Source organism: Paenibacillus sp. FSL R7-0333, from assembly GCF_038000365.1.
In the GTDB taxonomy this organism is placed as follows: Bacteria; Bacillota; Bacilli; order Paenibacillales; family Paenibacillaceae; genus Paenibacillus_AQ; species Paenibacillus_AQ silagei.
Genome location: NZ_JBBOBZ010000001.1, coordinates 6205533 through 6218400, shown reverse-complemented (window position 1 = coordinate 6218400; position 12868 = coordinate 6205533). Strand labels below are relative to the sequence as shown.

The window sequence follows — 12868 nt, the reverse complement described above, 5'->3', positions numbered from 1 at the left end:
GATCAAGTCTGATATGTATATTCCCTGATAGCTCAGTTGGTAGAGCACTCGACTGTTAATCGAGTTGTCACAGGTTCGAGTCCTGTTCGGGGAGCCATATGGAGAGGTGTCCGAGTTTGGCCGAAGGAGCACGATTGGAAATCGTGTAGGCGCCACAAGCGTCTCGAGGGTTCGAATCCCTCTCTCTCCGTAGCAATACTTCTTTGAATAGGGATGAGAACCCTAAGTGGTTCGTTGGAGCATAGGCTTCGTTAGCACTGCTTCGCAATCTCGTAACGAAGTGAAGAGTATCCCTCTCTCTCCGTAGCAATACTTTTTACACAGCATGGCTCGTTGGTCAAGGGGTTAAGACACCTCCCTTTCACGGAGGTAACATGGGTTCGAATCCCATACGAGTCACCATTTTTTTTGAACTGATACATGGAGGCTTAGCTCAGCTGGGAGAGCATCTGCCTTACAAGCAGAGGGTCGGGGGTTCGAACCCCTCAGCCTCCACCATCTATCTTAATCGAATAGATTTTGTTCAATGACGCGGGGTGGAGCAGCCCGGTAGCTCGTCGGGCTCATAACCCGAAGGCCGCAGGTTCAAATCCTGCCCCCGCAACCAATTTGGAACCGTGGTGTAGTTGGCCTAACATGCCTGCCTGTCACGCAGGAGATCGCGGGTTCGAATCCCGTCGGTTCCGCCATCTTTACAAAAATACTTTTATGGCTCGGTAGCTCAGTCGGTAGAGCAAAGGACTGAAAATCCTTGTGTCGGGGGTTCGATTCCCTCCCGCGCCACCATACACAACTTAATATGCCGGTGTAGCTCAATTGGTAGAGCAACTGACTTGTAATCAGTAGGTTGGGGGTTCAAGTCCTCTCGCCGGCACCATACCGTGGAGGCTTAGCGAAGTGGCCAAACGCATCAGACTGTAAATCTGCTCACGTACGTGTTCGGTGGTTCGAATCCATCAGCCTCCACCATTTTTTAGGGGCATAGTTTAAAGGTAGAACAACGGTCTCCAAAACCGTTGGTGTGGGTTCAATTCCTGCTGCCCCTGCCAAGTAATTTCATATAAAAGAATCATATGGCGACCGTGGCGAAGGGGTTAACGCACCGGATTGTGGTTCCGGCATTCGTGGGTTCGAGACCCATCGGTCGCCCCATTTCTTTTATAAGAATTACATAGCAATACAACTTAAAAGCTTCACATGGCGACCGTGGCGAAGGGGTTAACGCACCGGATTGTGGTTCCGGCATTCGTGGGTTCGAGACCCATCGGTCGCCCCATTTTCTTTTAAAAAATATATTGGGGATTAGCCAAGCGGTAAGGCAACGGACTTTGACTCCGTCATTCATAGGTTCGATTCCTATATCCCCAGCCATTATATGCGGACGTGGCTCAGCGGTAGAGCATCGCCTTGCCAAGGCGAGGGTCGCGGGTTCGATTCCCGTCGTCCGCTCCATTTCATGTGGTGCCATAGCCAAGTGGTAAGGCAAAGCTCTGCAAAAGCTTTATCCCCAGTTCAAATCTGGGTGGCACCTCCATTATTTTTTTTCTGGAAATTATATATGTATACGCCGGCGTGGCGGAATGGCAGACGCGCTCGACTCAAAATCGAGTGGGAAACCGTGGAGGTTCGAGTCCTCTCGCCGGTATTATTTTTAGTAAGAACAGCCCATTAGATGAAAAATCTAATGGGCTGTTCTTATTTTTCTGGATCATTTCCCCTACCGCAAAAGTTCCTCCAGTCGCCAACTCCGCCGGCCGGTCATGGATAACGAGCGCCACCGGGAGTTCCTTGGCTTCGATCCTAGCAAGACAACACTGCGTGATTTTAGTTTATCCCGAATTACTACACGGTAATGTCTCCACACCAGCGAATGATTCCTTCTTTTATGGTTTGAATTGGATTTGGATCGGATAGAGAAATCGCCCAGGCAATATGTCCATCCGGCCGAATAAGCGCCGTGTGGACGTCGTTCCAATCCGCGTCAGCCTCAGCTAAAGAGGCATGTACAACTTGAAGGTTGCTATACGTTTCCCATTGACCGCTATTCTGTTCATTAGAATGGAAATGCAACAGAAGAAAAGTACCTTTGTGCAGGAGTGGATAGGAGTTAATTAATTGCCCGTCTTTCAGCTTTAAGCTTAGATCTTTGAAACGTTTCCCGTTTAAAGGATGGGAACGCGCTTCAGCGTCGGGTGCATAATGTACGTCCAGGGCGGAAATTTGTGCAGCGATTTGATAATTAGCCTCCGGTATTTGAATCAGATTAGCCAGCATGCTTCGCAGCTCCGTGATGAGAGGCGTCACGTCCAGAAGCAGGGTTTGGACCTCGGTATTCCGGAGCAAGGCCGTATTCCATGGAAAACGTTCGGCATGATAACTGTCTAATAGCCAGTCTGGAGCCCAGCCTTTGATTGCTCCTGCAAGCTTCCAGCCTAGGTTCATCGCTTCTTGTAAGCCGACGTTCATTCCCTGTCCACCAGCGGGAAAATGAATGTGCGCCGAATCTCCCGCCAAGAACAATCTACCATTCCGATAGCGTCCCGCTTGCCGTGTAGCATTTCCAAATCGGGACATCCATTTCACATCGTTCAATCCCAGGTCGCTTCCGGTCGTACGGATGAGCGATGAACGAAACTCTTCCAATGTAACGCTCTCATCCTTGGAGACGTTACGTCTCTCCATATCGATCATCAAGACTCGATAGATATGATCATGTATTGGAATGATGCTGACCAATCCTTGTTCTGTAATTCGGGATATGACACTCATAGGAGCCAAATCAGATAGAACGGCATCCCCCAGAATAGCCGTGAAGGTCGCATCTGTACCTTCAAAGGATATATTTGCGTGTTTGCGAACCAAGCTTCTGGCTCCATCCGTACCTACCACATAAGCTGATCTTAACGTTGTTTCTCCATGCGGTCCCGCGATCTTAACGTTGACCCCATTCTCATCCTGATGCACAGACAGAGCCTCAACCTCTCTCAAGACCTCCGCGCCAAGACTAAGAGTCCAGTCCTCCAGCACCTTCTCCGTCTCACTCTGCGGTAAAAAGAGGGTATGATTGGAAGAAGAATCCAATGCCGAGAAATCCAAAGGAGTTTCTAATCCGGCGAAATGTCCTCTCGAAAGTAAGCGGCCTTGCTTGATTAATTGTGATTTCACTCCACGCATATCTAATATTTCAAGCGTGCGTGGATGTACGGTAAGCGCACGTGAAAATGGGGTTGTCGCCTTTAGTCGCTCAATGACGCATACCTTTACACCGGCTAAGGCCAATTCTCCAGCCAACATCATGCCGACAGGACCGCCACCGATCAGGATGACTTCATATTTCATATCAATAACCTCTTTTCTTATACATTATGGGAAGATCACGATAGCGTCTATTTCGATAAGCCATTCAGGATCGGCTAGTGCTTGAACGCCTATATAGGTACTCGCTGTCTTCGGCCAGTTAGGGCCAAACACATGAAATCCGGCTTCAAAAATAATCGAAATCAAATCCGGGCTGTGGTTAACGACAAAAATATTCATTTTTGCAATGCACAAGGGATCCGCTTGCACGGCTTCCAATGCATATTTAAGATTGGTGAACACTTGAATCGCTTGCGCGTAATAGTCCCCTGAACCGATCAATGCTCCTGATTCATCTACAGAAACCTGACCTGAGATGAAAGCCAGTTTTGAGGCAGTAGTTACCACGACATGAGAAATTACAGATGTAACCTTGTCCGTCAATATCTTCGGATTCACAATTTCCATAGGCAGGTAGGCTCCATTCCCATATTTATAAATCTTCTCTTGAAAAGTGGTCAAGTATTTCCAGTAAACCTCCTTCATCAATTATTGTTTCGTTGGAACCTTTTTTACTGCCTGTTAAAACAAGTGTGATGAAAATTATATTTTACTTTTGTTTCATATGAAACAATATCAGTTTACTTTGTTGCTATTTGTCTTGTCAACCCCAATATTAATAAGTGTATGAACATTTGTTTCACAGAGAACAATCTATGATATAATAATAAAAACAAGTTGAGGAGCCAGTATAATCATGGATACTGCCAATAAGAACAAAACCGCCATTCATGAATTTTTCGTTCAGTTTCTTGAGCAAAAAGAGCAATATGAAACCCGAATAACTGCCACATACCTGGAGGATATCCGGAAATATATTGAATCGGAATTCAGCTTGAATATGACGGAACTGCACATCATTGCGTGCATCGGTGAGCAGGAGCCGATCAATCTCACTTCCATCGCGGAGAGAATAAATTTAAGCAAAGGAAATACCTCCAAGATCGCAAATAAATTACTAAAGGCAGGTTGGGTTCGAAAAGCCCAGCTCAACGACAACAAAAAGGAAGTGTATTTTCGGCTAACGTCTGTCGGCAAAAAGCTATTTGCTGCTCATGATGAGCTTCATGCGAAGGAAAAGCAAAGAATGTACGAATTTTTGGGGAAATATAACGAAAGCGAGCTTGAATTTATTAAACAGTTGTTTGGAGATATGGTTGACTTCTATCGCTAACGTACCTCTCATCTGAGCATAAAGGTATTCATTCGATTTGAGAAAAATCGAGTCTATGCTACTATCAGAAAGCGAGATTGCAGTAAACCTGGGTGGTACCGCGAAACATTCCCCTTCCGTCCCTGTACGAGCTGACGGCTGTCAGTTTGCTCAGGAGGAAAGGGGTTTTATTTTGCAAAGGAGGCTGCCCCATGGAACAGCAATTAGGAATGACGAATGAAACAACCATGCCAGCAGGGGAATATATCACCGGTTCGGAGGTGCTTTTGCGCGGCTTGCTGCAGAAAGGCGTAGAGTGCGTATTCGGTTATCCTGGCGGAAATGTGCTCTATATTTATGATGCGATGGTACATCAGCCGGATTTCAAGCATATCTTGACCCGGCACGAACAAGGCGCAGTCCATGCGGCGGACAACCTCAGTCGTGAATTGAAATTCACATAATATGATAAGCAAGTGCTGGAAAAGATATCCGATGTCTACAGCCATGAATGGCCCTTCCAGCCTAATAGATAAATGAGCTTTCAGCGAAAGAGGCCGCACTTATACAAGCAGCAAAAGATCAACCGGATCAGTCGGAATGAAAATGAATGTTGGCAAAAGAGCAGAGAAGCGGCCCGCAAAAAAGAGGGACCGCTTCATTTTTTATGATTTATATTTCCTCGGAATAAAAAGCCTTGGATACTGCCTCTGTGGCTTTATCAATAAAAGCTGCAACTTTACTCGGGCTTTCCTTCAGGCCACTACTCACCCACTTTTTAATAATGGCTATACTGCCATGAGCGGTAAACGTATACCAGGACTCAAATAATTGCGGATCAAAATATTTTAATTCCTGTTTCCATCGCTCAATCGTTAGATCGTGACTGATATAAAGGATTCTTTCTAATAATTCTTTATCGCCGTGCTCGGAGAACAGAACCTCACATATCGTTTGATTCGCTTTTATATACTTACATAATTCATAAGATAGCTTTTGAGGATTGGACGAACTCATCCCAACTTGCTTAATGTCTTCGTAAAGATCATTTTCGATCGTCGAAAGAAGCTCGAACTGATTAGCATAGTGTGAATAAAAGGTGTTGCGGTTAATATTTGCTTCACTGCAAATGTCGGTCACAGTAACTTTATTGATAGACCGCTCTGTCAGCAGCTTCAACAGGCTTTCTTTGATAACCATTTTTGTATATCTGACCCGGTGATCTGTTTTTTTGTCTGACATACTATCCCCCCAATTTTAATTAATAAAATAATTAATGAACAAATCAAATAGGATTTGTATGTTAACTAACATAATTCAAACGAACAGCCTGTTGTTTAACTAACATGATGATATTATAATTTATTTAAACATTCGATTCAAATAAAATTAATTGGAGGAAGAAAATGGGTAGTATAACTGTAGTGCCTGTATGGGTTATTCAAGACATTCTTGTCTTAATTGCTGCTGTCCTAATGGTGTTCTATATCCTTGATAAGGAAACACATCCCAAAACGGTTTTACTGCAATTTATAGGTTTTGTGTTCTTTTACGCCGCCGTTTTTGAAATTACGGCTTCATCGCTTGGGGAAGGGTTCTACGCCTATGGGCGCAGTATTTTAATGTTGTTTAACATACCAATTACTGTCCCTATTATTGAGTTCCTGATTATTTATTCCACCTTGCGTGTGCTAAAGTCTGTAAATATACCGTCCTGGACGAAACCGTTTATTACGGGATTTAGTGCGATGGTGTTTGACTTTTCACTCGACCCGGTGGCCGTTAAACAGATTTTTGAGACCATGGATGGAACCATTGCAAGATGGACTTATTATCCGCTGGCCGGTGAACCTCAAATCTACGGGGAGCCCGTGATGAATTTTACAGGATGGATTTATATCGCGGGATATTGGACCGTCTTTATTCTAATTGGTGAATGGTGGCATAAAAAGAAAGGCTATAGTAAAACCGTGGGTTATATTTATCCGTTTTTGGCGGCCCTTGCGTCATTGGCTTGTATGTTCTCACCTTTATCCAACTTCTTTAATTATATGGGGCCGTTCTTCGCCAGAGAATCTAATATGCAATGGGTGATGTTGATTGCACTTTCTGTCATTACAATCGGAGTTTTAGCATTAGCTTTCACCAAGTTCTGGGACCGGAAGGCTAACTATTCAATCACTCCCAAAAAAGATTTTCCGATCATGTTTACGTTCTTAGGGTTCCCCCTGGTTAACACTATATTTTGCCTCATAGGAGGTTTCACAGAAGTATTGTGGCTGGTTGTTCTGGCTCAGATCTTATTAATGTTAGCGTGGATTGGAATTTATAAGATGGGTAAAAAAGCAAGTCCAATCGGGAGGTAGTTAAAGAAAACAGAAAACACCGCCAGGCTTTAGACTCTTCGTCTAAAGCTGGTGGTGTATTTTTTGCCTTCTTCGTTAAGGCAGCACATTCCCGGCTGCGCGGTAAATCTCATACCATTCCTCGCGGCTGAGGGTGATGTCGGTTACTCCTTTGTCGGCTCAAACAACGGTAGGATATACTTTGTAATCAATTCAATTCTGTCCTTCGCACGCGGCATGAAACGGGAAGCAATCGTAACTACGATTTTCTTGTCGGGATTTACGTAAATCGCATTTCCGCCGTCGCCCAAAGCCGCATAACAACCTTGTCCCTCATTGTTAACAATCCACCATAAATACCCGTAAGGTAACTCTCCCCATCGGCTGTTTTCTTGGGTACTGTCCTTGATCCATTTTGCGGATAGCATTCGCTTGCCGTTCCACAAACCTTCATTTAGGTATAACTGACCGATCTTTGCCATATCCAAGGGGGTTAAGGTAAGTCCCCAACCGGCGGTGCTCGTTCCTTTGGGATCTATGATCCAACCATTAACAAATTTATCTTTGAGGAACGCCAAATACTCTTCTTTACAATGTATATTTGCATTAGGGGGCGCTTTGATTCCAAGTGGTTTAAACAGATGTTCTGTGGCAAAATCAAGTACAGATTGGCCGGTTGCATTGGTGAGGATTCCCGACAGGACCTGTAGGCCGATTGTGGAATACTTGAATCCTCCAGGATCGTCCTTGCCACCCAACAAGTCCAGTGCAGCTTTGGTCCAGTCCTCGCTGGTATAGACCTTTGTATATGGCTCCGACTTGTATTTATACGGTGCGGTCATTGTCAGTATATTTTTTATTGTGATATTCTGTATCGTTTTTTCACCGCGTTTGACCGTGTAATCAGGAAAAAATTCCAATACTTTCTGGTCAATGCTTTTAATATAGCCTTTGTCTATGGCAATGCCGATCAGTGCAGACACAACGCTCTTCGTCACCGATGCAATATGGATCGGATCGTCAGCGGTGTAGCCGTCAAAATAGCCTTCATATACCTTTTCGCTGCCGAGCAGTACTACAATACCTGCAATATTGCCATACTCTGTTTTAATCAGATTCTCGAAATCTAGAATTCTGTTATTCATACTTGTTCTCCTTCTAAATATAAGTACATCGATGTCTGTGAAAAGCGTATTATGATATAAAATTTTTTGCAAGAGCCTATTATAAAACTTGCTTGAAGTCATGGGTGCAAATACAAAAAGACCCGCAAACCCCTTTCTAAAGAGGAGATTTGCGGGTCTTTCATATAGATGGTCTGGTTTAAGGCAGCACATTCCCGGCTGCGCGGTAAATCTCGTACCATTCCTCGCGGCTGAGGGTGATGCTTGAAGCTTTGGCGATATCGAGCAGGCGGGTAGTGTTGGTGGTGCCGACAATCGGCTGCATTTTGGCCGGGTGTCTGAGCAGCCAGGCGGTCGCGATGGCGGTATCGGTTACCTCTTTTTCTGCGGCGAGACGGTTAATCACTTCATTCACCTTAGGGAACTTCTCGTTGCCGAGGAATACGCCTTCGAAGAAGCCGTATTGGAACGGCGACCAGGGCTGGATGGTCATATCGTGCAGGCGGCTGTATTCCAGGATACCACCATCATGGACTACGGAACCCGCATTGGTCATGTTCACATTGAAGCCGGCATCAATCATGCCGGTAACCATGATGCTGAGCTGAAGCTGGTTGAAGAGGAGGGGCTGCTTGACATTCTTTTTCAGCAGCTCAATCTGCAGCGGGTTCTGATTGCTGACGCCGAAATGCTTGACCAGCCCTCTGCGCTCCAGATCATCGAAGGCTTCGGCTACTTCTTCCGGCTCCATCAAGGTGTCAGGACGGTGGAGGAGCAGGACATCTACATAATCGGTCTGCAGCCGCTTCAGGCTATTCTCTACGGAACTGACAATATGCTCCTTGGAGAAGTCGAAGAAGCCGTTACGGATGCCGCATTTGGCCTGGATCATCAGCCGGTCGCGCATGCCGGGATTTGTGGCCAGTACATCCCCGAATACTTCCTCCGCTTTGCCGCCGGCATAAATATCTGCATGGTCGAAAAAGTCTATCCCCACCTCAAGGGCGCTGTGGATATGGACTTCAGCCTCTTTGGGAGACAAATCAGCGATCCGCATACAGCCGAGTGAAATCTCGGACACCTCAAGTGTACCGTTAGCCACATTAATTCTTTTTACCATTAATTATTCACTCCTTAAATGAAGGTATAGTGTAAGCTTAGACCTTAGAGTTAGGTGTAAGTCAATAGAATCATAGAGTGGCTGTTCATAGAAACGGATTGGTGTTACCTTTACATATAGGTGAAGCCAGCCATGGTTGGCAGAAAGGAGCTGCATGATGGGATACAGCATCAAAACCATAGCACAAAAAAGCGGACTGAGCCAATATACGCTGCGTTACTACGAACGGGAGGGTGTATTGCCGGTTGTGGCAAGGGATGTGAACGGTAACCGTTGCTTCAATGATGAGGATCTGGAGCTGATCTCGCTAATCTGCTGCCTGAAGGATACCGGAATGGCTATAGCGGACATTAAGCAATTCATTGCGTTCTCGCAGGAAGGCAGGGACCGTCTGCCCGATCAGCGCAAGCTGCTGCAGGAGCATAAACAGCATATCGATGAGAAAATTAAGTTCTTTCAGAGCTTTGCCCGGAAGATTGACCATAAGATCGCTTATTTCGCCTCCCTTGAGAATGAAGCGAAAGCCTCCGGAAATCATAAAACCACCTGAAAAGTAAGTTATCTGCACCGAAGTTGTGATCCGCTTCTTGGAGCCGGGGCAAACTTTGGGTAGAATAAGGAACAGATTCACTTCAAGAAGATGAAGGAGGACACTATAATGTCAGGCAATGAACCAATTCTGGATTGGCTAAGCGATGTATCTGTATTTAAGGTGAACCGGTTGGAAGCGCATTCGGACCACCGCTATTATAGAACGATGGAGGAAGCGGAGAGACAAGCCCCCATGGCGCTGCGCCACTCGCTGAACGGAGACTGGAAATTCAGTTATGCGGCGAATGCGGCTGCTCGTGTTAAGGATTTCTATAAGACGGAATATGATACGAGAGGCTGGGGGGATATCCAGGTGCCGGGTCATATTCAGCTTCAGGGGTACGGCAGGCCGCAATATGCGAATACGATGTACCCTTGGGACGGTCTGGATGCTGTAAGACCGCCGGAGATTCCGGTGAGCAGTAATACGGTGGGCAGCTATGTGAAGTTTTTTGAGGTGCCGGAGAATATGGGGAAGGGACCGGTCTTTATTTCTTTTCAGGGGGTAGAGGCGGCTTGTTATGTATGGTTGAACGGGCACTTCGTCGGCTACAGCGAAGACAGCTTCACCCCTGCGGAATTCGATTTGACACCCTATCTGCAGGAAGGAGCCAATAAGCTCGCGGTTGAGGTCTATCAGCGCTGCACGGGGAGCTGGCTGGAGGATCAGGATTTCTGGCGGTTCTCGGGGATTTTTCGTGAGGTGTATTTGTATACGGTTCCTGAGCTGCATGTACAGGATCTGCGGATTCAGGCGGGGCTGGATGCTTCCTATGAGGAAGGCAAGTTAACGGCTGAACTTCGCATGGCGTCAGAGGCCGAAGCTGTAATCCGAATGGAGCTGAAGAATGCGGCCGGCGCTGTGGTGGCGACAGCAGAAGGACGGGCTGTGGCGGGCAAGGCGGCTCTGAGTATGGATGCAGGCAAGGTGTTCCTGTGGAGCGCGGAGAATCCGTACCTGTATAACGTCTGTATCTCTGTATGTAATAGCGAAGGGAAACTGGTGGAGGCGATTGTGCAGCGGGCGGGCTTCCGCGTGTTCGAGCTGAAGGACAAGCTGATGCTGCTGAATGGCCAACGGATCATGTTCAAAGGCGTCAACCGCCATGAGTTCAACCCCCGCACAGGACGGAACATCTCCAGGGAAGATATGATTAAGGATATCATCATCCTGAAGCAGAATAATATCAACGCAGTGCGGACCTCGCATTATCCGAATCAGACGCTCTGGTATGAGCTGTGTGATGAATACGGGGTGTATGTGATTGATGAGATGAATCTGGAATCCCATGGCTCGTGGCAGAAGATGGGCGCCGTTGAGCCGTCCTGGAACATTCCCGGGGATAAGCCGGAGTGGGAGGGGATTGTCATGGACCGGGCGGTATCGATGCTGGAGCGCGATAAAAATCATCCGTCGATCCTGATCTGGTCCTGCGGCAATGAATCGTATGCAGGTGAGGTCATTCTCAAGGTGTCCCATTACTTCCGCAAGGCTGATCCGGGACGGCTGGTGCATTATGAAGGAGTCTTCCATAACCGCAAATATAATGACAGCAGTGATATGGAGAGCCGGATGTATGCCAAGCCCGCCGACATTGTGGAATACCTGGAGAATCAGCCGGATAAGCCGTATATCAGCTGTGAGTATATGCATGCTATGGGGAATTCGGTTGGAGGACTCCATAAATATATCGAGCTGGAGAGCCGTTATCCGCTCTATCAGGGCGGCTTCATCTGGGATTACATCGATCAGGCGCTGGTAGCCAAGGACCGGTACGGTGAAGAGTATCTGGCGTATGGCGGGGATTTCGCTGACCGGCCGACGGACTACAGCTTCTGCGGCAACGGGATTGTCTTCGCTGACCGGACCCTTACGCCGAAGATGCAGGAGGTGAAGTTCCTCTACCAGAACATCCGGCTTGTTCCTGAAGCGGATGCCGTGACAGTGATCAACGGCAATCTGTTCGAGGGAACGGAGCGGCTGCTGCTGGAGTTCAGGTTGCTCAGAGAAGGACGGGAGATCTTCAAGGGGCAGCAGGAGATCCATGTGGCCGCGCAGGGGGAAGCACGGATTCCGTTGGAACTGCCGGATGTATCCTCAGCTCCAGGGGAGTACACGCTGGCGGTAAGCCTTACGCTGAAGGAAGCTGAACTATGGGCGGATTCCGGGTTCGAGACCGCTTATGGAGAGCATGTGTTCCGCGTAGAAGCAGCCGGGGCAACAGCAGGCGGGAAAAAGGCACTGCTGCCTGCGTCCGGGGAGTTCGGCGTCATTGAAGGGGATGTAAATATCGGGGTCACCGGGCGCGACTTCTCCGCCCTGTTCTCCAAGCAGGCCGGCTCCCTGGTGTCGCTCTGCTACGGTGGGCGTGAGATGATTGCGACTCCGCCGGCTCCATTGTTCTGGCGGGCCACCACCGACAATGACAAAGGGACCGCGCTGGGGTACCATGCCGGCGGCTGGTTCGCGGCCAGTCTGGCCCGCCAGTGTACGGCGGTCAGCCTGCACACCGAAGCAGACCGGGCTACGGTCAGCTTCGACTATGCCTTCAGCATCAGCAGTGAGCTGAAGGCAAGCATTGAATACACGGTCCATGCCGACGGCAGCGTCCGTGTCCGGATGGTCTACACCGGGGCAGACGGCTTGCCGGATGTGCCGGTGGTGGCGGTATCCTTCCGGATGTCGGCAGACTACGAGGCCTCCGAGTGGTATGCCCGCGGACCGGAAGAGAACTACAGTGACCGCGCATATGGAGCGCGGCTCACCCGCTTCCGGCGTAAGGTGACGGAGCTGCCGTCACCGTATCTGGTGCCGCAGGAATCCGGCAACCGGACGGGCGTCCGTGAGGTGAGCATCACGGACAGCCGGGGGTATGGGCTGCAGGTTCAGGCGGCTGCGGGACAGCCGCTGGAATGTACGCTGTCACCGTATACAGCGTTCGAGCTGGAGCAGGCAGCACATGCTTATGAGCTGCCTAAGGTGCACTACACGGTTGTCACCCTCGCGGCACAGCAGATGGGTGTGGGCGGGGATGACAGCTGGGGAGCGCCGGTGCATCCGGAATACCGGATCGCAGCGGGTCAGCAGCTGGAATTCGAGTTCACGCTGACGGCGGCATTGCCGGAGGCGTAATCATCATTAAGTAAACAGGCCATCAGCGTATCCTTCGCTGATGGC

The 12868-nt window shown here is 48.3% G+C and carries 9 protein-coding genes, 16 tRNA genes and 1 pseudogene; 21 read left to right on the top strand and 5 right to left on the bottom strand.

The genetic code is table 11. From position 1 onward, the window contains the following. Nucleotides 1-21: 21 nt before the first annotated feature. From MKY86_RS26375 to MKY86_RS26300, 16 genes are all read left to right on the top strand, one after another. A tRNA-Asn gene (locus tag MKY86_RS26375) sits at nucleotides 22-97 on the top strand. A gap of 3 nt (nucleotides 98-100) precedes the next feature. Continuing rightward, nucleotides 101-190: transfer RNA gene (locus tag MKY86_RS26370), tRNA-Ser, on the top strand. A gap of 137 nt (nucleotides 191-327) precedes the next feature. Then, nucleotides 328-402, top strand: a tRNA-Glu gene (locus MKY86_RS26365). Between the two features lie 20 nt (nucleotides 403-422). Continuing rightward, nucleotides 423-498 (top strand) — tRNA-Val (locus MKY86_RS26360). Between the two features lie 32 nt (nucleotides 499-530). Then, nucleotides 531-607 (top strand) — tRNA-Met (locus MKY86_RS26355). A gap of 4 nt (nucleotides 608-611) precedes the next feature. Then, nucleotides 612-689, top strand: a tRNA-Asp gene (locus MKY86_RS26350). 21 nt (nucleotides 690-710) lie between these two features. Continuing rightward, a tRNA-Phe gene (locus MKY86_RS26345) sits at nucleotides 711-786 on the top strand. 15 nt (nucleotides 787-801) lie between these two features. Beyond that, nucleotides 802-877, top strand: a tRNA-Thr gene (locus tag MKY86_RS26340). A 6-nt stretch (nucleotides 878-883) separates the two neighbouring features. Next, nucleotides 884-969 (top strand) — tRNA-Tyr (locus MKY86_RS26335). A gap of 6 nt (nucleotides 970-975) precedes the next feature. After that, nucleotides 976-1049, top strand: a tRNA-Trp gene (locus MKY86_RS26330). 27 nt (nucleotides 1050-1076) lie between these two features. After that, nucleotides 1077-1152 (top strand) — tRNA-His (locus MKY86_RS26325). Nucleotides 1153-1200: 48 nt separating this feature from the next. Continuing rightward, nucleotides 1201-1276 (top strand) — tRNA-His (locus tag MKY86_RS26320). A gap of 20 nt (nucleotides 1277-1296) precedes the next feature. After that, nucleotides 1297-1371: transfer RNA gene (locus MKY86_RS26315), tRNA-Gln, on the top strand. A gap of 6 nt (nucleotides 1372-1377) precedes the next feature. Beyond that, a tRNA-Gly gene (locus tag MKY86_RS26310) sits at nucleotides 1378-1452 on the top strand. An 8-nt stretch (nucleotides 1453-1460) separates the two neighbouring features. Continuing rightward, nucleotides 1461-1534, top strand: a tRNA-Cys gene (locus MKY86_RS26305). A 32-nt stretch (nucleotides 1535-1566) separates the two neighbouring features. Beyond that, a tRNA-Leu gene (locus tag MKY86_RS26300) sits at nucleotides 1567-1645 on the top strand. 197 nt (nucleotides 1646-1842) lie between these two features. On the opposite strand, the gene MKY86_RS26295 is transcribed toward MKY86_RS26300, so the two are convergent. After that, on the bottom strand, nucleotides 1843-3339 hold the full coding sequence (locus MKY86_RS26295) for a monooxygenase (RefSeq protein ID WP_076085590.1): 1497 nt from the start codon (nucleotides 3337-3339) through the stop codon (nucleotides 1843-1845). Nucleotides 3340-3363: 24 nt separating this feature from the next. Next, nucleotides 3364-3819 carry a RidA family protein gene (locus MKY86_RS26290; RefSeq protein ID WP_340827589.1) on the bottom strand — a complete coding sequence of 152 codons (456 nt, stop codon included), beginning with the start codon at nucleotides 3817-3819 and terminating at the stop codon, nucleotides 3364-3366. A gap of 235 nt (nucleotides 3820-4054) precedes the next feature. On the opposite strand from MKY86_RS26290, the gene MKY86_RS26285 reads away from it, so the two are divergent. Together MKY86_RS26285 and MKY86_RS26280 are read left to right on the top strand one after the other, a co-directional pair. Beyond that, nucleotides 4055-4531: a MarR family transcriptional regulator gene (locus MKY86_RS26285; RefSeq protein WP_076085593.1), complete on the top strand. Its 477-nt coding sequence runs from the start codon at nucleotides 4055-4057 to the stop codon at nucleotides 4529-4531. A 191-nt stretch (nucleotides 4532-4722) separates the two neighbouring features. Beyond that, nucleotides 4723-4956: pseudogene (locus tag MKY86_RS26280) on the top strand (thiamine pyrophosphate-binding protein); the annotation flags it as partial. Nucleotides 4957-5182: 226 nt separating this feature from the next. Here the strand turns inward: MKY86_RS26280 and MKY86_RS26275 are convergent. Then, a complete protein-coding gene (locus tag MKY86_RS26275) occupies nucleotides 5183-5752 on the bottom strand; it encodes a TetR/AcrR family transcriptional regulator (protein ID WP_340827588.1) in 570 nt (189 codons plus the stop codon). A 164-nt stretch (nucleotides 5753-5916) separates the two neighbouring features. Here MKY86_RS26275 and MKY86_RS26270 point away from each other — a divergent pair, with 164 nt between their 5' ends. Further along, a complete protein-coding gene (locus tag MKY86_RS26270; protein WP_076085596.1) occupies nucleotides 5917-6876 on the top strand; it encodes a carotenoid biosynthesis protein in 960 nt (319 codons plus the stop codon). A 143-nt stretch (nucleotides 6877-7019) separates the two neighbouring features. On the opposite strand, the gene MKY86_RS26265 is transcribed toward MKY86_RS26270, so the two are convergent. Together MKY86_RS26265 and MKY86_RS26260 are read right to left on the bottom strand one after the other, a co-directional pair. Beyond that, entirely contained in the window at nucleotides 7020-8000 is a 981-nt protein-coding gene (locus tag MKY86_RS26265; RefSeq protein WP_076085599.1) for a serine hydrolase domain-containing protein, read from the bottom strand. Nucleotides 8001-8178: 178 nt separating this feature from the next. Further along, nucleotides 8179-9099: an aldo/keto reductase gene (locus MKY86_RS26260; RefSeq protein WP_076085602.1), complete on the bottom strand. Its 921-nt coding sequence runs from the start codon at nucleotides 9097-9099 to the stop codon at nucleotides 8179-8181. Between the two features lie 157 nt (nucleotides 9100-9256). Between MKY86_RS26260 and MKY86_RS26255 the strand changes: the two genes are divergently transcribed. Both MKY86_RS26255 and MKY86_RS26250 read left to right on the top strand, forming a co-directional pair. Further along, nucleotides 9257-9649 carry a MerR family transcriptional regulator gene (locus MKY86_RS26255; protein WP_076085605.1) on the top strand — a complete coding sequence of 131 codons (393 nt, stop codon included), beginning with the start codon at nucleotides 9257-9259 and terminating at the stop codon, nucleotides 9647-9649. A gap of 108 nt (nucleotides 9650-9757) precedes the next feature. Then, nucleotides 9758-12823, top strand: a complete 3066-nt coding sequence (locus MKY86_RS26250) for a glycoside hydrolase family 2 TIM barrel-domain containing protein (RefSeq protein ID WP_076085608.1) — start codon at nucleotides 9758-9760, stop codon at nucleotides 12821-12823. The last annotated feature ends 45 nt before the right edge of the window (nucleotides 12824-12868 follow it).